At 68.6% G+C, this 20,489-nt stretch carries 20 protein-coding genes and 1 pseudogene; 16 read left to right on the top strand and 5 right to left on the bottom strand.

Annotated elements, in window-relative coordinates; translation table 11 throughout:
* Positions 1–233: 233 nt before the first annotated feature.
* Complete coding sequence (locus ABFX55_RS22065) at positions 234–707, top strand: HAD family hydrolase (protein WP_346123811.1); 474 nt, start codon at positions 234–236, stop codon at positions 705–707.
* Here the strand turns inward: ABFX55_RS22065 and ABFX55_RS22060 are convergent.
* Both ABFX55_RS22060 and ABFX55_RS22055 read right to left on the bottom strand, forming a co-directional pair.
* A complete protein-coding gene (locus tag ABFX55_RS22060) occupies positions 704–1,042 on the bottom strand; it encodes a DNA ligase-like domain-containing protein (RefSeq protein ID WP_346123810.1) in 339 nt (112 codons plus the stop codon). The genes ABFX55_RS22065 and ABFX55_RS22060 overlap by 4 nt on opposite strands.
* 347 nt (positions 1,043–1,389) lie before the next feature.
* Positions 1,390–3,267, bottom strand: coding sequence for an MFS transporter (locus tag ABFX55_RS22055; RefSeq protein WP_346123808.1), 1,878 nt, complete (start codon positions 3,265–3,267; stop codon positions 1,390–1,392).
* 135 nt (positions 3,268–3,402) lie between these two features.
* Between ABFX55_RS22055 and ABFX55_RS22050 the strand changes: the two genes are divergently transcribed.
* The gene (locus tag ABFX55_RS22050; RefSeq protein ID WP_346123806.1) at positions 3,403–3,591 is read left to right on the top strand and encodes a hypothetical protein; all 189 of its coding nucleotides are present in this window, start codon (positions 3,403–3,405) and stop codon (positions 3,589–3,591) included.
* Positions 3,592–3,594: 3 nt separating this feature from the next.
* Here ABFX55_RS22050 and ABFX55_RS22045 read toward each other — a convergent pair whose 3' ends face one another.
* Complete coding sequence (locus tag ABFX55_RS22045; RefSeq protein WP_346124115.1) at positions 3,595–4,023, bottom strand: DUF2267 domain-containing protein; 429 nt, start codon at positions 4,021–4,023, stop codon at positions 3,595–3,597.
* A gap of 160 nt (positions 4,024–4,183) precedes the next feature.
* On the opposite strand from ABFX55_RS22045, the gene ABFX55_RS22040 reads away from it, so the two are divergent.
* From ABFX55_RS22040 to ABFX55_RS21990, 11 genes are all read left to right on the top strand, one after another.
* Positions 4,184–6,766 (top strand): LuxR C-terminal-related transcriptional regulator, encoded by a 2,583-nt coding sequence (locus ABFX55_RS22040; RefSeq protein ID WP_346123804.1) that lies wholly within the window; start codon positions 4,184–4,186, stop codon positions 6,764–6,766.
* A 147-nt stretch (positions 6,767–6,913) separates the two neighbouring features.
* Positions 6,914–7,318, top strand: coding sequence for an Hsp20/alpha crystallin family protein (locus ABFX55_RS22035; protein ID WP_346123802.1), 405 nt, complete (start codon positions 6,914–6,916; stop codon positions 7,316–7,318).
* Positions 7,319–7,337: 19 nt separating this feature from the next.
* Positions 7,338–7,826 carry a general stress protein gene (locus tag ABFX55_RS22030; RefSeq protein WP_346123800.1) on the top strand — a complete coding sequence of 163 codons (489 nt, stop codon included), beginning with the start codon at positions 7,338–7,340 and terminating at the stop codon, positions 7,824–7,826.
* A complete protein-coding gene (gene dnaK / locus ABFX55_RS22025; protein WP_346123798.1) occupies positions 7,811–9,703 on the top strand; it encodes a molecular chaperone DnaK in 1,893 nt (630 codons plus the stop codon). The genes ABFX55_RS22030 and dnaK overlap by 16 nt, the downstream gene beginning before the upstream one ends.
* Before the next feature lies 1 nt (position 9,704).
* The gene (locus ABFX55_RS22020; RefSeq protein WP_346123796.1) at positions 9,705–10,214 is read left to right on the top strand and encodes a nucleotide exchange factor GrpE; all 510 of its coding nucleotides are present in this window, start codon (positions 9,705–9,707) and stop codon (positions 10,212–10,214) included.
* 26 nt (positions 10,215–10,240) lie between these two features.
* Positions 10,241–11,137 (top strand): DnaJ C-terminal domain-containing protein, encoded by an 897-nt coding sequence (locus ABFX55_RS22015; RefSeq protein ID WP_346123794.1) that lies wholly within the window; start codon positions 10,241–10,243, stop codon positions 11,135–11,137.
* The gene (locus ABFX55_RS22010) at positions 11,134–11,427 is read left to right on the top strand and encodes a chaperone modulator CbpM (protein WP_346123792.1); all 294 of its coding nucleotides are present in this window, start codon (positions 11,134–11,136) and stop codon (positions 11,425–11,427) included. The genes ABFX55_RS22015 and ABFX55_RS22010 overlap by 4 nt, the downstream gene beginning before the upstream one ends.
* 26 nt (positions 11,428–11,453) lie before the next feature.
* Positions 11,454–14,057: an ATP-dependent chaperone ClpB gene (gene clpB / locus ABFX55_RS22005; RefSeq protein WP_346123791.1), complete on the top strand. Its 2,604-nt coding sequence runs from the start codon at positions 11,454–11,456 to the stop codon at positions 14,055–14,057.
* Between the two features lies 1 nt (position 14,058).
* Positions 14,059–14,487, top strand: a complete 429-nt coding sequence (gene trxA / locus ABFX55_RS22000; protein ID WP_346123789.1) for a thioredoxin — start codon at positions 14,059–14,061, stop codon at positions 14,485–14,487.
* Between the two features lie 14 nt (positions 14,488–14,501).
* Positions 14,502–16,139: an FAD-dependent oxidoreductase gene (locus tag ABFX55_RS21995; protein ID WP_346123787.1), complete on the top strand. Its 1,638-nt coding sequence runs from the start codon at positions 14,502–14,504 to the stop codon at positions 16,137–16,139.
* A 5-nt stretch (positions 16,140–16,144) separates the two neighbouring features.
* Positions 16,145–16,594 carry a DUF1931 family protein gene (locus ABFX55_RS21990; protein WP_346123785.1) on the top strand — a complete coding sequence of 150 codons (450 nt, stop codon included), beginning with the start codon at positions 16,145–16,147 and terminating at the stop codon, positions 16,592–16,594.
* Between the two features lie 194 nt (positions 16,595–16,788).
* Here ABFX55_RS21990 and ABFX55_RS49900 read toward each other — a convergent pair.
* Together ABFX55_RS49900 and ABFX55_RS21985 are read right to left on the bottom strand one after the other, a co-directional pair.
* A pseudogene (locus ABFX55_RS49900) lies at positions 16,789–16,998 on the bottom strand (IS3 family transposase); the annotation flags it as partial.
* 78 nt (positions 16,999–17,076) lie between these two features.
* Positions 17,077–17,238, bottom strand: a complete 162-nt coding sequence (locus tag ABFX55_RS21985; protein WP_346123783.1) for a hypothetical protein — start codon at positions 17,236–17,238, stop codon at positions 17,077–17,079.
* Between the two features lie 323 nt (positions 17,239–17,561).
* Here ABFX55_RS21985 and ABFX55_RS21980 point away from each other — a divergent pair, with 323 nt between their 5' ends.
* The 3 genes from ABFX55_RS21980 to ABFX55_RS21970 are packed head-to-tail and all read left to right on the top strand — an operon-like array spanning position 17,562 to position 20,487.
* Positions 17,562–18,575, top strand: coding sequence for a hypothetical protein (locus ABFX55_RS21980; RefSeq protein WP_346123781.1), 1,014 nt, complete (start codon positions 17,562–17,564; stop codon positions 18,573–18,575).
* A gap of 8 nt (positions 18,576–18,583) precedes the next feature.
* Entirely contained in the window at positions 18,584–19,849 is a 1,266-nt protein-coding gene (locus tag ABFX55_RS21975) for a sensor histidine kinase (RefSeq protein ID WP_346123779.1), read from the top strand.
* Positions 19,846–20,487, top strand: a complete 642-nt coding sequence (locus tag ABFX55_RS21970) for a response regulator transcription factor (RefSeq protein ID WP_346123777.1) — start codon at positions 19,846–19,848, stop codon at positions 20,485–20,487. The genes ABFX55_RS21975 and ABFX55_RS21970 overlap by 4 nt, the downstream gene beginning before the upstream one ends.
* Positions 20,488–20,489: the final 2 nt, after the last annotated feature.

Raw genomic sequence — 20,489 nt, 5'->3', positions numbered from 1 at the left:
CGAGGATCGTCATGGAGGTTGGGTTGCGCCGCTGTTCCGTGGCTGTTCCGTCAGACGCGTGCCCCGCGTAACCGCCAACGGCAAGATCTATGCAGGCTCTGCTTTGAACTGCCACGATCACACCTCGTGTACATCGACGGTTTCTGGGATCTCATCGAGCTTGCAGCGCGTGGACCGCTGACCATGCGGGGCTCAGGCGACATGGCTGGAGGAAACCCATCCAGTTCCTCAAGGTGCGGGAGCGATTCGTCCTTTCCGGGTCAGTCGAAGAGTTGTGGATGGCCTACCGCCGACGTATGCCTCATCTCGTCCAATGCCGAGCTGACGTTCTGGAAGGTCTAGGACGCCTGCTGGCCTCTGGATGGAAGGTAGGGATCGTCACCAACGGAACAGCGGACAACCAGCTCGGAAAGATTCAGCGATCAGGCCTGGCCGACGTTGTGGACGCTTATGCCTTGTCCGGCCATGAAGGCGTCCGTAAGCCTGAGCGGGCTCTGTTCGAGATCGCCGCTCGGCGATGTGGCGCGAGTCTCGCGGAAGGCGGCTGGATGGTCGGTGACCGTTTCGGCGCCGACATTGAGGGCGGCGGTGCGGCTGGGCTCCGAACGATCTGGATCAATCGCGACGCCACGGCGAGCGAGCATAACGAAGCGGACCGCGTCGTCATTGACGTGGTCCGCGCGATGGAGATCTTGCAGGAGAGCTAGGCCAAGCCCTCCTCGCTGGCGCTGGTAGGCCGAGGCTTGAACAGTCGGCTGTCGATCGCGTGCCTGGCGCGGTCATGGGAGCCAGGCATCATGTGGGCGTAGACGCGAAGAGTGAAGGCCGGGTCCGCGTGGCCGAGGTACTCCGCCAGTTCCCTGGCCGAGACGCCGCGTCCGAGCTCCGGGTAGGCGGCCGTGACGTCGAGGCCGTTGCGCGAGATGAGCCGGAGCGCGGCGCCGTGCACGTAGCCGAGCGACCGTGCGCCGTCCCACTTCATTTCGTAGCCGAACAGGTCATCTTCGGCCGCTGGCGGTAGCTGCCCGAGCCGCGCCAGCATCGGTGAGTACTCCGGAAGGTCCCCATGAGAGGGTCATACCCGGGAGGACCGGAACACGCGCTGTGACATCCTGGCGCAGGTGAAGGCACCGTTGGAGCGCCCCACGCGGTGATTCCTCTCCTGCGGTGGTTGCCGATCTCCTAGCTCTCATCACTGGGGAGCATGCTGCACAGTACCGTCTCCCTGGCCGACTACCTGTAGCTGTTCTGCATAGCGGACTCGATGGCCGTGGCCGGAGACGCTGGGAGCGGTCGCTGGAATGACGCCGTCGTGCGATAGGCCGCGCGTACGGCTACCGTCCGGACGAGCACACCGAGGCCGGGTGAGATACGCGGACTGAGCCGGGCTCACTTCTCCGGCTGGTTGTACCTGCCAGGGGAAGACTCCTGGGCCCGTCCCTCGCGGACCGCCTGGCGCAGGGCGGCGCGGAAGCGGCCCGGTCCCCACGTGCGGCCGTGGACGCGCTCGGCGAGCGTGTCGCGATCCGCAGGGCCGTGGTGCTCCAGCGCGTGAGCCACCTCGTCGATCTCCCGATCGAGGGCTTCCTCGGCGATGGCGGCGTGCCGGCTGGCCGTCCCACTGGTGCCGATCGCGCCTGGCGAGTACAGCCTGGTCCCGGGACCTGGGCGGAAGCGTCGGGCCCCTGCGCTCTCCAGCGTCCTCCGGCGCTTGCTGCGCAGGCGGGCCCGCTCCCTGCGCTCCGCCGCCTCACGCCTGCTCTCCATGCTCAGGCCATGCTCGTGCTCGGCCCGGAGCAGGGACTCGCGCTCGGCGGGCTCCATCTCTTCTTCCTCCGCCGTCAGCGGGCGGGCGATGTTCTCCAGCGACTGCTGCTCGGCCCGGACGCCGAACAGCAACTCGGCGATGCCGCCGATGGCCATCGCCGCCGCTCCGATAAAGAACCCGATCGCCACCAGGCTCACGTTGCCACTGTGGATGAACTGGCCGAACAGGGCCGGCCCGGTGACGCCGCCAATGGCGGTGCCGATCGCGAAGAACAGGGCGATGGCCAGGGCCCGGGTCTCCATCGGGAAGACCTCGCTCACCGTGAGGTAGGCGGAGCTCGCTCCCGCCGAGGCCACGAAGAAGGTCAGCGCGATCAGGGTCATGAACGAGCCTGTGGTCAGCGCCTTGTTCATGAGCAGCACGGCGATCAGGGCGGTCAGGGCGGCGGAGACCAGATAGGTGCCGGCGATCATCGGAATGCGGCCGACGGTGTCGAACCAGCGCCCCATGACAAGGGGACCGAGGAAGTTCCCGAGCGCGAAAACGGCCATGAAGTACGGGACGTTCCCGGACGTCACGCCGAAGAAGCCGTTCAGCAACGTCCCGAGATCGAACGTGACGGCGTTGTACAGGAACGCCTGGCCGACGAAGAGAGCCAGGCCCAGGATCATCCGGCGCGGATAGCGTTCCATGGCCACCCGGGTGATCTCGCGGAAGGGGATTGCCTTACGCTGCCGGACGGTGATCGCAGAGCCGGGGGGCGGGAGCTCCTGACCGGTCTCCGCGCGGACCTCCGCCTCGATCCGGTTCACGATCCGTTCGGCCTCCTCGGCGTGCCCGTGGATGAACAGCCAGCGCGGACTCTCTGGGAGGTGTCGGCGGGTGACCATGATCGCGAACCCGATGACGCCGCCAATGGCGAAGGCCAGCCGCCAGCCGAGGCTCGGCGAGAACAGCGGGCTGAGGAGGGCGAGCGCGGCGACGCTGCCGATGGTGGCGCCCACCCAGTAGCTGCCGTTGATGGCGAGGTCCACCTGGCCGCGGTTGCGCGCCGGGATGAGCTCGTCGATGGCCGAGTTGATCGCGGCGTACTCCCCGCCGATGCCCATCCCGGTCAGGAAGCGCATGAGGAACAGGTGCCAGGGCTGGACGGCGAAGGCGGTGGCCACAGTGGCGACCATGTAAAGCCCGAGCGTGACCATGAACATCTTCTTGCGGCCGAGACGATCGGTCAGCTGGCCGAACAGGAGAGCCCCTATGCACGCTCCGGCGACGTAGATGGCTGCTGCGGTGCCGATGTCGGCGGTGTTCACGGCGATACCGCTGCCACGTTCGGTCATGCGGGAGGCGACCGCGCCGACGATCGTCACCTCCAGTCCGTCGAGGATCCACACGGTTCCGAGCCCGAGGACGACCTTCCAGTGGAATCCGGCCCAGGGCATGCGGTCGAGGCGGGCGGGGATATCGGTTCGAACGGTGCCAAGCCACTCTGTGGTCATGGTCAAGGCTCCTTCACGTAACACCGACGGATGGCGGGTCGGCGCAGCCCTGGCCGTGCTGCGCTGTACGGTGGCTACATGCTTCGCTGTCGGGTTCTCGGGCATCGGTTCCGGTTCACCAGCGAACGGGAGACGATGAGCTGGCAGTGCCAGCGAGGCTGCGAGTCAGGCGGCACCAAACGGTACGCCTCCGCCGAGGATGCCCGCCGCTACGCCGAGGCCTTCGACAAAGAGGACCGGGACGATCTCGGCAGGCGAGCCCCCCTGGTGGGACTCCTGCCGCTCCGGCTCATCCGCGCCCTGCGGCGACGGCGAAAGACCTGACCGCTAGGGCAGCACCGAAGCCAGGTCCCTCGGCATGCTGGATTTCACGTCCTCCCACTCGCCGTCGGTAATGTGCTTTCTCAGCGCCTGCAAAACTGTCTTGACGAGATCCTCCGTATTCTCCTGGAATTCGAAGTCCACCCCGCTTGACACACGTTCGAGGAACTCCTCGCGGTCGACCTTCACCGGAACCGCGCCGGGGCGCCAGCCGTCGTAATAGAGACCACGGATCAGCAGCGGCAGTTGGGCGGCGAGGTGCGCGCTCTCCTCGACGGACAGCCGGTCGCGCAGCGCGTGAAGCACCGCCCGGAGGGCGGCGTAGGATCGGTTCCGGTGCTCAGCAGACCAACCGTGCGCCTCTTCGATCTCCCGCAGGATCCGGTTCGTCTTGTCCACCGTCCGGTTGAACGGCGCATAACCGGTCTCCGCCATCTCGTTCACCCCTTCGCGTTCTCTTGCGGCACTACAACCCTGGCTCCAGCCGCCTCCGGTCCACATCCCCAAGACATGTAGTGCGCCGAGCACAAAAGATCTCGACAGGCATGGGGTTCGGCGCTCCGGCGCCGGAAAGGGCTCCTGCGGAGGGGACGAGATGCGGGGACGCGAACGGGAATGGCGCCAGGTCGAGGGGCTGCTTCGCACGCTGCGACAAGGCGGGACCGGCACGCTACTCGTAGACGGTGAACCTGGGGCGGGCAAGAGCAGGCTGCTGAACGAAGCCGCCGGTGCCGCTCCCCACTATGGCGTCGGCGTGATCTGCGGCAGCGTGGAGGAACTCGGCGAACTCGTTTCGTGCGGCTTCCTGCTGGAGGCCCTCGACCTCCCACTTGAGGCAGAGTCCGTCGGCTCACCGGCGCACCTGCTGGACCGCCTGACGAAGGGCTTTGAAGAGCGGGCCGGAGCGCCGGTGCTGGCCGTGTTCGACGACATGCACCGGGCCGAACCGGCGACGCTGAAGACCGTGCGTGTCCTACACGACCGGCTGACGACCCGGCCCGTCGGCTGGTTGCTGAGCGGCTCGACCGCCGAGAACGATGGCCGGGCCGCCTCCCTGTTCGGCCTCCTGGAGCGGAATGGCGCCGCGCGGGTGACGCTCGCGCCGCTCTCGCCGGAAGCCGTCGCGGAGCTGGCAACGGACATTCTCGGGAGGCCGCCCGATCCGACGACGCGTGCGCTGGTGGCCGGTGCCGGGGGCAATCCTCTGCTGATCATCGAATTGCTCGCCGGCCTGCGCGACGAAGGCCGCCTCGACGTGTCCTGTGGGGCCATGTCACGTGCCCATTTGCCCGCCCGGCTGCGAACGGTGGTGCGACGCTGGACCGATGCCCTGGGCGGGGAGGCCAGAAGCCTGGTGGAGACGGCCGCCGTGCTCGGCAGGCCGCTGCCGATCGAGCAGGCCGCGTCGTTGCTCGGCACCACACCGGCCGCGTTGCTCTCCGCCATCGAGGAAGCCACGGCGGCGGGCATTCTCGACGTCACCGGGCGTGGGCTCGCCTTCCGCTACGAGCTGGTCGGGACCGTCACAGCCACATGGGTTCCTCCGCCAGTGCGGGATGCACTGCTGAGTCAGTCCGGCGCTCTCCCAGGCCTAGAACCGGCGGGCGCCCGTTTCACCGCTTCGGCCGCTGCCGTCCACACGGCGGTCACCGATGGGCGGCTGGAGGAGGCCGAGAACATGGTCCAGGAACGTCTCGCCGACAATCGCTCCGCACAGAACGTGGCGGAACTGCGATGCCTGCTGTCGGACATCATGTACCGGACCGGCAGGGGCGACGAGGCGATCCACGAGGCCGACAGTGTGCTGGCCCTCCCGGCCCGTTGGCATCACGTGCGCGACCGCGCGGTCGTCGTGAGGCTGTACGCCATGACACGCCTGCATGACGACTACGTACGGGCGTACGCGGATGAGATCATCGAGGGCGAATCCGGGCACGGTCCAACAGTCACGGTCGCCGCGCTGACCGCCCTCGCCACAATCGAGCGGGACGAGGGCAGGCTCTCGAACGCCTTTGCACTGGCCGAGGACGCCTGGCTGCTGGCCAGCAAGGACCGGCCGGACGAACGCCGCTACGAGGCCTGTCTCACCATCGCGGCGATGCTCATCGATGTGCGCCGTCTCGACGAGGCGCGGGCAATGCTCCAGCAGGCACGCACGGACATGCTTGCTCATGACCATCTGGCCTGGGCGGCGGACGTCGCGGCGTTGGAGGCTCGCGCCGAGTTCGCCGCAGGCCGGTTCGACGGTGCGGTCACCGAAGGGAGAAAAGCTCTGAGCCTCGCCGCCGTTCACAACATGCCGCTGGCCGCCGAGGTGGCCAGCTGCGTGCTCGCCGCCGTCGCTCTCCGGCGGGGCGACCTGCGAGAAGCAATGCGACGTGTCGCGGCCCCCGCTGAGGGATCGAGCGAAGCACGTGCGCGGCACGCCCTGCTGGCAGCCCAGGTCACCGAGGCGCGCGACGGCCCCCAGAGCGCAATGACCTTGCTCACGGCTCTCCCCGGCCCGCTCCAGGAGCCGTCTTCGCTGCTCGCCATGGATTCGACGATGAGCGCGTGGATGGTGCGGGTCGCCATGGGCGCGGGAGACCGTTCAACAGCCGAGTCCATCGTCACCATGGCGGAGGCCCTCAGTCACGCCAGCTTGGGCTTCCCGATGCTGGCCGCGTCCGCCGCGCACGCCCGGGGCCTGCTCGATGGCGATCGCGAGGCTCTCGCCCTCGCTGCCGAGCAGATCGGGGACGTATGGGCGCAGGCCTCGGCCGAGGAGGATCTTGGCGTGGCGCTGAAAGCCGTAGGGGAGCAGCAGGAGGCGGTCACCAGTTTGGATCGGGCCTTGGCGATCTACCATGACATCGGATCCACCAGGGACGCGGCACGCGTTCGCCGGAGGCTGCGCGGCATGGGGGTGCGCCGCCGCCACTGGCACTACACTCAGCGGCCGGCCTCCGGCTGGGGCAGTCTCACGGAAACCGAGCACGCCGTCGCGCTGCTCGCCGTCGACGGATGGACCAACCGGCGGATCGCCGAGCAGATGTTCCTCAGCGTCCACACGGTCGCGTTCCATCTGCGGCATGTCTACCGCAAGCTGACCATCGGCTCCCGCGTCGAGCTCACACGCCTCGCGGTGACGCAGGGACGTGTCGGCCCCGACCGGTCGCACGATGAGAGGCAAAACTGAGCCGCCGAAACTACACGCGTGGGGGATGTGACCGCCCTGCTCGCAGACAAGGGTCAGAACTGTAAGTACTGAACCCGAACCCCCATCCCAGTAGGGGGACCGATGGCACTGCTGGCAATGCGCCGCAGGGGCGGCGAGACATACCCGATGCGCGAGTTCGAGGACGTCTACGACCGGCTGGGGCAACTGATGAACTCAGCCCTGGGAGAGTTCGCCGCGGAGGGGCCCACAGGCGTGTGGACTCCCATGGCTGACATCTCGGAGACCGAGGACTCGTATGTCGTGGAGGTCGACGTTCCCGGCGTGAAGAAGGATCAGATAGACGTCCAGTTCTCCGAGCGCGAACTGATCGTCACCGGGCAGATCGAGGAGCACGAGCGTCAGCGGCGGCACCGCAAGACGCGCAGAACCGGCAGCTTCGAGCTGCGCACGCTGCTCCCGGAAGAGGTTGACGCCGAACGGGTGGAGGCGCGTCTGTCCAACGGCGTGCTGACCATCACCGTTCCGAAGGCGGCGGCTGCCAAGCCCCGGCACATCGAGGTGACCGCCTGAGGCGGGGAGAGGGGGAGCCATGACCGTCGCGCCGACCGGTTCCGTCACGGCGAACAGAGAACGGCTCGTCAGTTACCAAACGTACCAGGAGGCGCAGAAGACCGTCGACTACCTCTCGGATCACGGGTTCCCCGTACATGGAACGCTGATCGTGGGCGTGGGGCTGCGCTCGGTGGAGCACGTCCTCGCGCGCATGACGTACCTGCGCGCGGCCGGCTGGGGCGCGCTGAGCGGAGCTTGGTTCGGCCTGCTCATCGGGCTGTTCTTCGGGATCTTCGCGACCACGGCCACGTCCATGGTCGCCCTGGTCCTATGGGGACTGCTGGGCGGCGCGGTCGCCGGGGCGCTCTTCGGCCTGATCGCGCACGCAGCACACGGCGGCCGAAGGGACTTCGTCTCCGAGACCGGCCTGGTGGCCGACAAGTACGAAGTCCTCGTCGACTCTGAGCACGCGGCCAGGGCCCGTGAGCTCCTCGGAAAGGCGAACGAGCAATGGCGAAGGCAGTAGGCATCGACCTCGGCACCACGAACTCGGTGATCGCCGCTACCGAAGACGGTCACCCCACGGTGCTCCCCAACGCGGAAGGATCACGCACGACCCCGTCTGTGGTGGCGTTCACCTCCGAGGGCGAGCGCCTGGTGGGTCAGCTCGCGCGGCGCCAGGCCATACTGAACCCGAAGCGAACGATCTACTCATCCAAACGGTTCATCGGCCGTCGCTACAACGAGGTCGAGAGCGAGATCCACGCTGTCTCGTCCGACATCGTCGAAGGGCCGGAGGGAGCCGTCCGCTTCCAGGTCGGCGACAAGCAGTACGCGCCGGAGGAGGTCTCGGCGCTCGTCCTGCGCAAGTTGGCCGCCGACGCGGCGAAGTATCTCGGCGAGAAAGTGACCGAGGCGGTCATCACCGTGCCGGCGTACTTCAACGACGCCCAACGCCAGGCCACCAAGGACGCGGGGCGCATCGCCGGCCTCGAGGTCCTGCGGATCATCAACGAGCCGACCGCCGCCGCCCTGGCGTACGGGTTGGACAAGAAGTCCAACGAGACCGTGCTGGTCTTCGACCTGGGCGGCGGTACGTTCGACGTCAGCATTCTGGACATCGGTGAGGGGGTCGTCGAGGTCCGCGCCACCTCCGGCGACGGGCATCTCGGCGGCGACGACTTCGACCGCAGGGTTGTCGATCATCTGGCTGACGAGTTCCAGCGAGAGCAGGGCGTCGACCTGCGCAAGGACCCGCAGGCGCTGCAGCGCCTCTTCGAAGCGGCAGAGAAGGCCAAGGTCGAGCTGTCGTCGGTGACCCAGACCACGGTCAGCCTGCCGTTCATTACGGCGGACGCCTCTGGGCCCAAGCACCTCAACACCACGCTCATGCGGTCCACCTTCGAAAAGATCACCGCCGACCTCGTCGAACGCTGCATCCATCCCGTCGAGCAGGCGATCAAGGACGCCAAGCTCAGGCCGGCGGACATCGACGAGGTCATCCTCGTCGGCGGATCTACCCGGATCCCCGCCGTCCAGAACCTCGTCCGCAGGCTCACCGGAGGCAAAGACCCCAACATGACGGTGAACCCGGACGAGGTGGTCGCCATCGGAGCGGCGATCCAGGCGAGCATCATCAAGGGCGAGGTGCAGGACGTCGTGCTGCTCGACGTCACGCCGCTCTCGCTCGGTGTCGAGACCCTCGGTGGGCTCATGACCAAGGTCATCGAGCGCAACACCACCATCCCGGCCCGCCGGAGCGAGACGTTCTCTACGGCGGAGGACAACCAGAGCGCCGTGGACATCGTGGTCCTGCAGGGTGAGCGGGAGCGCGCTGCCGACAACCGGGTGCTTGGGCGCTTCCGGCTGGAGAACATCCGGCCCGCGCCACGAGGGGTGCCGCAGATCGAGGTCACCTTCGACATCGACGCCAACGGCATACTCAACGTTTCCGCCCGGGACAAGGACACCGGGGCCGAGCAGCGGATCACTATCAGCGAGAGCTCCAACCTGGACAAGTCGGAGATCGAGCGGATGGTCGCGGACGCCGAGCAGCACCGTGCCGAGGACTCCCGGCTCCGGGAGACCATCGACGCGCGCAACGAGCTGGACTCGGTCGCCTACCAGGTGGAGCGCCGGCTACAGGAGCTTGGGGACGCCGTACCCGTGCACGAGAAGGCACGTGCGGAGCAGCTCGTCGAGGAGGCCCGCCAGGCGATCAAGGAAGAGGCGCCGATCGACCGGCTACGGTCGCTCAGCGGCGAGCTCCAGCAGGTGTACCACGGACTCGGCGCCGTCGGTGGCCAGCCGGAGACGCCTGGGGTGCCGCCCCAGGCCCAAGCGGACAACGTCCCGGGCGACGACGTGATCGACGCGGAGTTCACCACCTCGGAGCCCGACTGACATGAACGAGAACGTACCCGAGGTCCGGAAGGAGCCCCGTGAGGAGGCCGCCGCCGCGTCAGCGGAGACGGACGCCAAACTCGCGGAGCTGGAGGACCGGTGGCTGCGCGCCGTCGCAGACCTGGATAACCTCCGCAAGCGGATCTCCCGCGACAAGGAGCGGCTGCGGGCCGAGGAACGCGCCAGGGTCGCCGCCGCGTGGCTGCCCGTCCTGGACAATCTCGAGCTCGCGCTGAGCCATGCGGGCCGCGGCGACGGCGACGCGAAGGCGGTGCTCGACGGTGTGCGAGCGGTGCGTGACCAGGCCGTCGCCGTTCTGTCCAACCTGGGCTACCCACGACACGACGAGACGGGCGTGATCTTCGACCCGGTGCGCCACGAGGCGATGGCAGCCGTCGAACGGACCGATGTCGAGCCTGGCACCGTCGTGGAGGTGCTGCGGCCCGGCTATGGCGAGGGCGAGCAGCAGCTGCGGCCCGCAAGAGTCGCCGTCGCGAAGAAGGCGGAGTGATGGCCGCACGGCGGGACTTCTACGAGGTGCTCGGCGTGGACAGGAATGCCGACACCGACGAGATCCAGCGCGCCTACCGCAAGCTCGTGCGCGCCTACCACCCGGACGTGAACAAAGATCCGGGGGCCGAGGACAGGTTCAAAGAGATCTCGGAGGCTTACGCTGTGCTTTCTGACCCTGAGCAGCGTCGCCGCTACGACGCCTTCGGCCACGACTTCCGCCAGGTGCCGCCCCATGTAGACCCCGCGGACTACGCCCGCGCAGGCACGCGCGCTTCGGGCGGCACATGGCGGTCGGCACCGGCCGAGGGCTTTGGGTTCGACACAGATGTTGACCTGGACGACTTGCTCAGCGGCATGTTCGGCGGCCGTGGCAGGCAGCGCTGGGGCCCTGTGCCCGGTGCAGACCAGGAGGCGCAGCTCACGTTGACCGTCGAGGAGGCCTACCGCGGCGGCCGTCGCGGAATCACACTGCCTGGTGGCAGGCGGCTGGACGTCACGATCCCGCCGGGGGTCACGAACGGGCAGCGCATCAGGCTCGCCGGGCAGGGCGGGCGAGGAAGCGACGGAGCGCCGGCAGGTGATCTGCACCTGATCGTGCAGATCGCCGACCATCCCCGGTATCGCGTGGAGGGCCGCGACATCCACACCACCCTGCCGCTCGCTCCGTGGGAGGCGGCACTGGGTGCCACGGTGCCTATCGACACACCAGGAGGCGAGGCGAAGTTGAGAGTGCCGCCGGGCACGTCCAGCGGCCGTCGCCTGCGCTTGAGAGGGCGCGGCATGCGCAACCCGAGCGGCCCTGCGGGCGACTTCTTCGCCGAAGTCCGGATCATGGTGCCGGCCACGCTCACCGATGCGGAGCGACGCCTGTTCGAGCAGCTCGCTGCCGCATCGCAGTTCGACCCGAGGAGGCGCTCGTGATCTACGCGCTGGCACGCCCGGCCCGGCTCGACCTCGATTCCTACGCGCGGGCCACGGGACTGCACCCGGAGATCGTCCGCCGGCTGGTGACGCTCGGACTGCTGGAGCCGGACAGGGACGCCAGAGGGGAGCTGTGCTTCATCCCCTCCCAGGTCACGGCGGCCGCCCGCATTCAGCGGCTGCACGAGGGCCTGTCCATCAACTACGCCGCGATCGGCGTGGTGATCGACCTCCTCGACCGGATCGCGGAGCTCGAGACCGCCCTGCGCGGCCCTTTGCCACGACGCTAGGGGGACTTGGAGTGGACCCGAACAGGATGACGCAGAAGACGCAGGAGGCCCTGCACGACGCCCAGACCAAGGCGCTGCGGCACGGTCACACCGAAGTCGACGGGGAGCATCTCCTGCTGGCCCTGCTCGACCAGCCCGAGGGGCTGGCGCCCCGGCTGCTGCAACAGGCGGGTGCCGACACGCAACGTCTTGGCGCCGATCTGGAGGCGGAGCTGACGCGACGGCCCAAGGTCAGCGGCCCAGGCGCCGCGCCCGGCCAGGTGTTCCTCACTCAGCGCCTGGCCCGGTTGCTCGACGCCGGGGACCGGGAGGCGGGCCGGCTCAAGGACGAATACGTCTCGGTCGAGCACCTGCTGTTGGCCCTGATCGAGGAGGGCTCCGCGACTGCGGCAGGGCGGCTGCTGCACGGCCAGGGTGTGACCAGGGACCGGTTCCTGCAGGCGCTCACCGCCGTCCGGGGCAACCAGCGGGTCACCTCGGCCATGCCCGAGGTCGCCTACGAGGCGCTGGAGAAGTATGGGCGCGACCTGGTCGCCGACGCCCGCGCGGACAAGCTCGACCCCGTGATCGGCCGCGACACGGAGATCCGCCGCGTGATCCAGATCCTGTCCCGCAAGACCAAGAACAACCCCGTGCTGATCGGCGACCCGGGCGTCGGCAAGACGGCCGTGGTCGAAGGGCTCGCCCAGCGGATCACCCGCGGAGACGTCCCAGAGGGGCTGCGCGACAAGACCATCTTCAGCCTGGACATGGGCGCGCTCGTCGCGGGAGCCAAGTACCGCGGAGAGTTCGAGGAACGCCTCAAGGCCGTGCTGAACGAGGTGAAAGCGGCAGAGGGCCGGATCCTGCTGTTCGTCGACGAGCTTCACACGGTGGTCGGCGCCGGGGCGACCGAGGGTGCCATGGACGCGGGCAACATGCTCAAACCAATGCTCGCGCGCGGCGAGTTGCACCTGATCGGCGCGACCACGGTGCAGGAGTATCGCCAGCACATCGAGAAGGACGCCGCCCTGGAGCGGCGGTTCCAGCCGGTACTGATCGACGAGCCTTCGGCCGAGGACGCTGTATCGATCCTGCGCGGTCTGCGCGAGCGACTGGAGGTCTTCCACGGCGTGAAGATCCAGGACAGCGCGCTCGTCGCAGCGGTGACGCTGAGTCACCGCTACATCGCCGACCGGTTCCTGCCGGACAAGGCCATCGATCTGGTCGATGAGGCGTGCGCGGTGATCCGCACCGAGATCGACTCCATGCCGGCCGAGCTCGACGCGCTCACCAGGAAGGTAATGCGGCTGGAGATCGAGGAGGCCGCGCTGGCCAAGGAGGACGACCCCGCGAGCCGGTCCCGCCTGGAAGAGCTACGCAAGGAGCTGATCGCCTCGCGTGCCGAGGCCGAGGCGATGCGGGCGCAATGGGAGGCCGAGCGGTCGGCCCTGCGCAAGGTGCAGAGCCTGCGGCAGGAGCTGGAGAGTGTGCGGCGGGAGGCCGAACAGGCCGAACGTGCCTACGACCTCAACCGTGCCGCCGAGCTGCGCCACGGCAGGCTCCCCGAACTGGAACGCCGGCTTCGCGCAGAGGAGGAGCGGCTCGGCACCCGGCAGAACGGCCACCGGCTGCTGCGCGAGGTCGTCACGGAGGACGAGATCGCGTCCATCGTCTCCCGCTGGACCGGCATCCCCGTGACCAGGCTGCAGGAGGCGGAGCGGGACAAACTGCTCAAGCTCGATCAAATCCTGCACGAACGTATCATCGGGCAGGAGGAGGCCGTGCGGCTCGTGGCCGACGCCGTCATCCGCGCTCGCTCCGGCATCAAGGATCCTCGGCGCCCCATCGGATCGTTCCTGTTCCTCGGACCCACCGGGGTCGGCAAGACCGAGCTCGCGAAGTCCCTCGCGGCGGCCCTGTTCGACACCGAGGACAACATGGTGCGCATCGACATGAGCGAGTACCAGGAGCGCCACACGGTCAGCCGGCTCGTCGGTGCTCCTCCGGGCTACGTCGGTTATGAGGAGGGCGGTCAGCTCACGGAGGCGGTGCGGCGCAAGCCGTACTCGGTGGTGCTGTTCGACGAGATCGAGAAGGCCCACACGGACGTGTTCAACACGCTGCTGCAGGTCATGGACGACGGGCGGCTGACCGACGCGCAGGGCCGCACGGTCGACTTCCGCAATACCGTGGTCATCATGACCTCGAACATCGGCTCCCAGCACCTGCTGGACGGGGTCACCGCCGACGGGGAGATCAAGCCCCAGGCACGCGAGAGCGTGATGGGGGAACTGCGCATGCACTTCCGACCCGAATTCCTCAACCGGGTGGATGACATCGTGCTATTCAAGCCTCTGACCGAGGCCGAGATCGAACGCATCGTGGACCTGATGTTCATCGACATCAGAAACCGCCTGGCCAGCCGCCGGCTCACCCTGGAGGTCACCGAGGACGCACGCCGGCTCATCGCCAACCAGGGCTATGACCCCGTCTACGGTGCCCGGCCGCTGCGCCGGTTCATCGCCCGCGAGGTGGAGACCAGGATCGGACGCGCACTGCTCGCCGGCGACGTGCCCGACGGATCGACCATCACGGTCGGCGCCGACAAGGGTGAGCTGAACGTCACCTTCTATCCGCCCAGGACCTGACATGCACACCGTGAACTGCGCCAACTGCGGCAGACCCAACAGGGTCCCCGACGCCTACCGAGGCAGGCCCCTGTGCGGGGTCTGCCACCGGCCGCTGCCGTGGATCGCCGAGGCTGACGACAGCACCTTCGCCGAGGTCGCCGAACGCGCCGACCTTCCCGTCCTCGTCGACTTCTGGGCGCAGTGGTGCGCGCCGTGCCGGACAGTTACCCCGGCACTCGAACAGCTCGCCCGCGAGATGGCGGGACGGCTCAAACTCGTCAAAGTCGACGTGGACGGCTCTCCGGCCCTCGCCCGCCGATACACGATCACGGCCGTCCCGACACTCATGGTGCTGCACGAGGGCCGCGTCGTGGCGCAACGCGCAGGCGCGCCGCCTGTGCCGCAGCTGCGCGAGTGGGTCGAGGACACAGTGCGAGCTCCGTCATGACAGAGCCCTCCTGCGTGGAGACACCGGACTTGTGCGGGGCCTACCCCCGGCTGGACGAGCAGCAGATCGCCGAGCTGTCGCGGCACGGCGAGCGGCGATCCGTATCGCCGGGCGACATTCTGCACCGGGAGGGCGAGCAGGCCCGTGAGTTCATCGTGATCCTGCGGGGCAAGGTGGCCGTGGTCGAGGGGGACGGCGCGAAACAGCGGACGATCGCCGTCCACGGCCCCGGACGTTTCCTCGGCGAACTCGGCCTCCTCACCGGCCAGGCGGGATTCGTGACGGCGGTCGTGCGGGAGCCCGGCGAGGTGCTGGCCGTGCCGGCCGACGAGGTGCGGACGCTCGTGGCGGGCGACCCGGCGCTCGGCGACCTCATCCTGCGGTCCTACCTGACCCGCCGCGCCCTGCTGATCGGTCTGGACGCCGGGTTCCGCATCATCGGCTCCCGATACTCACCCGATGCCCGGCGGCTGCGCGAATTCGCCGCACGCAACAGGATCCCTCACCGATGGATTGACCTAGAGGAGGACGAAGCCGCGGACGCGCTTCTGCGCGAGCTGCGCATCTCCCCGCACGACACCCCGGTGGTGATCTGGCACGGCGACCAGGTGCTGCGCAACCCGACCACGGCCGAACTGGCGAAGACCATCGGCCTGCCTGTCCCCGCGTCGAGCGACGCCGTATGCGATGTGATCATCGTAGGCGCGGGACCCGCTGGCCTGGCCGCCGGCGTGTACGCGGCCTCTGACGGCCTGACAACTGTCGTGCTCGATGCCGTAGCTGCGGGCGGCCAGGCGGGCACCTCGTCCCGCATTGACAACTATCTCGGTTTTCCCACGGGCATCTCGGGTGCCGAGCTCGCCGAGCGTGCCGTCATCCAGGCAGGCAAGTTCGGCGCCCGCCTGACCGTCCCCGCCGAGGTGAGTGGGCTGGAACCGTGTGAGGGCCACTACGGCATCATCGTGGAGGGCGAGTGCGCCGTGAGGGCCCACGCAGTGATCATCGCGACCGGCGCCCGCTATCGGAAGCTTGACGTTCCCCACCTGGAAAAATTCGAAGGATCCGGCGTCTACTATGCGGCGACACCGTTCGAGTTGCGCATGTGCCGGCGATCTCCCGTGGTCATCGTCGGCGGCGGGAACTCCGCGGCCCAGGCGGCGCTTTACCTGATCAGTAACTCGTCGTCGGTGCGCATGCTCGTGCGCGGCGGCGACGTACGCGCGAGCATGTCCCGCTACCTCGCCGACGAGATCGACCGAACTCCTGGCATCGAAATCATGTACCACACCGAGGTAGGCGAACTGCTCGGAGACCGCACGCTACGGGCTGTCCGCGCGCACAACACGCGAACAGGAGAACTCCTGGAGATCCAGACCAGCGCGCTGTTCGCCTTCATCGGAGCCGAGCCGCACACTGAATGGCTCAAGGGGACCCTCCCGCTGGACGACCGCGGCTTCGTTGTCACGGGCCAGGGCACGTCCCCCTGGGACCCCTTCCTCCCCCTGGAAACCGGGCACCTGGGCGTATTCGCCGCCGGCGACGTTCGCAGCGGCTCGGTCAAGCGGGTCGCGTCCGCAGTCGGAGAAGGCGCCATGGCGGTACGCCTGGTGCACGAAAGATTCACCAGCACAGGCAGTCAAGGAAGACGGTGATCCACATGCCCGTGATCGCAGTTACCAGGTTCGAGCACTTCTTCCGCGCCGCCGCGGGACTCGACGTGGACAAGACCGACCTCAAGCGCTACAGCGACTTCGTCAACCGCAAACTGTACGACATGCTCATCGTTGCCGAGGCCGCCGCGAAGTCGAACCGGCGCGACATCATCCAGCCCTGGGACCTGCCCATCACCAAAGGACTGCAGGAGAGCATGCATGATTTCCGGGACCTGGACGAGGAACTGGACCTGGCATCGATCCTGGCGGAGCTCGCGGCGCTGCCTCCGCTGGATCTGTCGCTCAGCGAAGAAACCGAGGCCCGGCTACCGGCCGTGGCGGGTGGGCTCTCCGTGGCGCTCGCCAGGGCGATCAGAGTCATAGAGCCTGGTCGCAAGAACCCGGCGAGCGAGGAGTGGACACGCACAATTCGTGTCTTCGACCTGCTGCTATGACGAAATTCGGTGTGTTGCTGGTGCCTCTGCTCGCCGCGCGATCGGATGGCGGCTGCTCGGGCACAGGCAGGCCTGGCCCCCAGGGAGGATGGGCTCGAGCGTGCGGCCGCGTCCGGCTCGAAGTCCCGGCCGATCGGATCGGGCCGAACTGCGGCACCAGGATCGGCGATCGTGGTCACCGGACGGCGGCGCCGATGACGGCCGCGTAGCCCGGCCGCGCGCATCAGCCGGGCCACCCGCCGCAGGCCACACCGCTCACCCTCGCCCTGCAAGACCGCATGAATGCGAGGGGCGCTGTAGGTGCCACGCGAGTGGCGGTGCACTTGAGTAATGCGCTCGCCGAGTTCCCTGTCGCGCGCCGCGAGGACCGGGCACGGCCTGGCGGCGCGCGTAGAAGGCGGCACGGGAGACTCCCAGCAGCTCACACGCCCGTTTGACGTTGTGGCCGCCCTACTTTTCCGCCTCGATGAACGGGTGAACGCTCACCGGGTCTCCTTCGCGAAGAAGGCCGTCGCTCGCTTGAGGACGTCGACGTCCTCACGCAGTCGGCGGTTCTCCCGCCGCAGCGCCGCCAGTTCCTCCCGCACGATGCGCACCGCACCCGCCCGGAAATCCGGATCGAACCTGCGTCTGGTCTCTCCCACGACCCAACCTTCTCCTTAGGTCAGGTCTCCACGCTAGAAGGGGAAGGCCATCGATGAGCTCTCCACGCGCCATGGCGATGGCCTACCAGGACAGCGAACCACCGCGCAGGCGAATCTTTCTGATCTCAACTCCGTACAGGCCCAAACAGAATGTGGCGGCCGCATTGTCGGTGAGGCAGGGACTCAGAACGCAGGACTGCAATCCGGCGGCGATGCGCGGTGTGAGGTCCTCCTCTGGGACGACGCCGTCGCGACCTCCGGAGGAGCCGGCCGAGACCCGGTGACGATGTGCGGGGCACCGCCGCGGCGGCAGATTAGGCAGGGTGAACACCTCTCCTCCAGGAAGCCGCCGTACGATCGTGCCGGCCCTGATCATCGTCGTCTGGTCGGCGAGTTATCTGGCCCTCGGCCTGCTCTGGGCTTTCGGAGGGCCCGGATATCCGTTCGACGCCAGCCGTGCGGGCGCGGGCAACACCCTGCTCGACCCTCTTCCGGCAGCGGCCGGCGGGGGCGTGCTGGCGATGTCGGCGCTGGTGGCCGGCGTCGTCGCCGTGCTCGCCGCCAGAGGCCCACTCAACCGGGCCCCCGCCGTCGTGGCCGTCGTGGCCGGCGTCGGCCTGGCGGTGCTCCTGCCCGACGTGCGCATCATGATGACCGCCGGGTACCTGCCGGTGATGCTGGCTGCCGCGCTCGCCGGCCAGGCCGAGTTCTCGATGATCGCGACCATGCTGACGTGGCCGAGCGTCAACCTGCTCATCCTGATGGCGGCCGGCGTCAGCCTGATGCTCTTGGGGACGCGCGCGCTGATCGGAGGGCCCGGGCGGCCCGGCAGCGCCGCCGGCGCGCTACGGATCGGGCGGTATGCGACCGCTGTCGCGGTCGCCGTCCCCGTCGTCTACGCCGTCACCCGCTTCGGCTGGCTCCTGGGCGTGCCCGTCGGCATCAGCGACCAGTTCCTGGCCTACATCGCCGAGATCACTTCGATCGGCGCCGGTCTCAGCACGCTCGGTCTCGTCGGCGCGGTCCTGACCGTCGGCTTGGTCCGGCCGTGGGGCGAGATCTGGCCGCGCTGGGTGCCGTTCCTGCGCGGGCGGCCGATTCCGGCGCGATTCCCGGCCTACTCGGCTCTGGCCGTCTCCCTCCCCATCACCTCCGCCGGACTGATGTACGTCCGCAAGAAGCTCACCGGCGAGCAGGTTGGCCCGGCGGGGGCGGCCGACGAGCTGGGCGCCTGGCTGCCTGAGATGTTGTGGCCGCTGTGGGGTGTGGCCCTGGCGGTGGCCGCGCTGGCGTACCTCTCCCGCCGCCGGCACCTCGCTCACGTACGCCGACCATAATGGTGGGCGTGCGAGAGTCCCCGTCCCCTGCCGGCGCCGTGGTGGACTCGTTTCTCAACCGGCATCAGGTGAGCGCCGATGCCATGCTCGCCGTCCTGCTCGTCCTGCCGCTCGGCCTGGTCTCGTTGAGCCTGCTCCGGGCCTCGGACAGTCCCCTGTCGCTCCGCCTGCTCGCGGGTCTCGGCCTACTGGTGCTGCATGGTTGCGTCGTTCCGCGTCGGCTGCGCCCGCTGGCGGCGTACGGACTGGCCGCCGTGGCGATGCTGCTGCTGGTGGCGCTGCCGCCCCTGCACGACCCGGGCGGCGCCTACTATCCGGCGGTGCTGCTGCCGAGCACGTTGGTCTTCGGGCTGCTGCTCTACACGGCGTCCGGCCGGCTCGGCCTGCTGCCCAGCTTGTTCTGCCTGGCCGTCGCCCTGACGGGTGTGGTCCTGGTCCTGGCGCGTCTGTGGAATCCGGCCTCGTGGGGCGGCTCGTCGGGCTCCTACGAGCTGGTCGCGTGGCGGATCGGGCTGTCGGTCGGCCTGGTCGCCGCGGCGGCGTGCTTCTGGTCGCTGGGCCGCCTCAGCCGGATGCGGGTGTTGTTCCTGTCCGAGCTCAGAGCGAAGGCCGAGCGCGCCGAGGCCGACCGTGCGCGGGAGCGGAAGGAGGCGGCGCGGGCGGAGCGCGACCGCATCAGCCGCGAGATGCACGACGTGGTGTCCCACTCGCTCGCCGTCATGGTCAGCCAGGCGGAGGGTGGCAGGCTGTCCGATCCGGACTCGCCCGGGGCGGGCGTGTTCGCCACCATCGCCGGGGTCGGGCGCGAGGCCCTGCGCGACATGCGCGGGCTCCTGGGGGTGCTACGCACCGACGGCGGCACCGCTCCGCAACCGGGCCTCGGCGACCTCTCCGACCTGCTCGACCATGTGCGCGATACGGGCGTACGCGTCGCCGTACAGGAGGTCGGGGACGCCCGACCGCTGCGTCCCGCCGTCGACCTGACCGCCTATCGCGTCATCCAAGAGGGGCTGACCAACGTAATCAAGCACGCGGGGGCGACGGCCGCGGCCGACATGATGCTGGCGTGGCGCCCGGACGGACTGCACATCACCATCACGAACGACGGCGACGGGCCGCCCGCCGAAGAGGCAGGCGTCGGGCTGACCGGGATGCGCGAACGTCTCAGCATGGTGGGAGGCACCCTGGAGGCCGGCAGACGTCCCGGCGCCGGCTTCGAACTGTCGGCCACCGTGCCCTATGAACCGAGGAGTCTCCCATCATCAGGATCATGATCGTCGACGATCATGAGCTGCTGCGCAACGGCCTGACCATGGTCGTCAGGTCCCAGCCCGACATGGAGGTCGCCGCCGAGGCCGCTGACGGCCTGGCGGCCCTGAAGGCGTTGGAGTCGCGGCGCGTCGACGTGGTGGTGATGGACATCCGTATGCCCCGAATGGACGGTGTCACCGCCACCCGGGAGATCCAGCGGCTGGACAACCCGCCGAAGGTGCTGGTGTTGACCACGTTCGACCTCGACGAGCACGTCCTGGCCGCGCTGCGCGCCGGTGCGAGCGGGTTCATGTTGAAGGACGCGCCAGGAGAGGAGATCATCGCTGCGATCCGGTACGTGCACCGGGGCGACTCGATCATCGCGCCCGCCACGACCCGGCGGCTCATCGGGCGGCTCGTCGCGAAGGCCAACACCGACCCGGACGCCGTGCTCAAGGTGCTCACGGAGCGCGAGCGTGAAGTCTTCCTCAGCCTGGCCCGAGGCGCGTCCAACGCCGAGATCGGGGTCGAGCTGTTCTTGTCGGAGACCACGGTCAAGACCCACGTGGGGCGCATCCTGACGAAGCTCGGGCTGCGCGACCGGGTCCAGGCGGTGGTCCTAGCGTACGAATCCGGCGTTGTCACTCCGGGCGAGCGTTAGGC

The sequence above is a fragment of the Nonomuraea roseola genome (genome assembly GCF_039535395.1).
Classification (GTDB): Bacteria; Actinomycetota; Actinomycetes; order Streptosporangiales; family Streptosporangiaceae; genus Nonomuraea; species Nonomuraea roseola.
The sequence above is the reverse complement of the archived record's forward strand: the minus strand, read 5'-3'. Positions and strand labels throughout refer to the sequence as shown.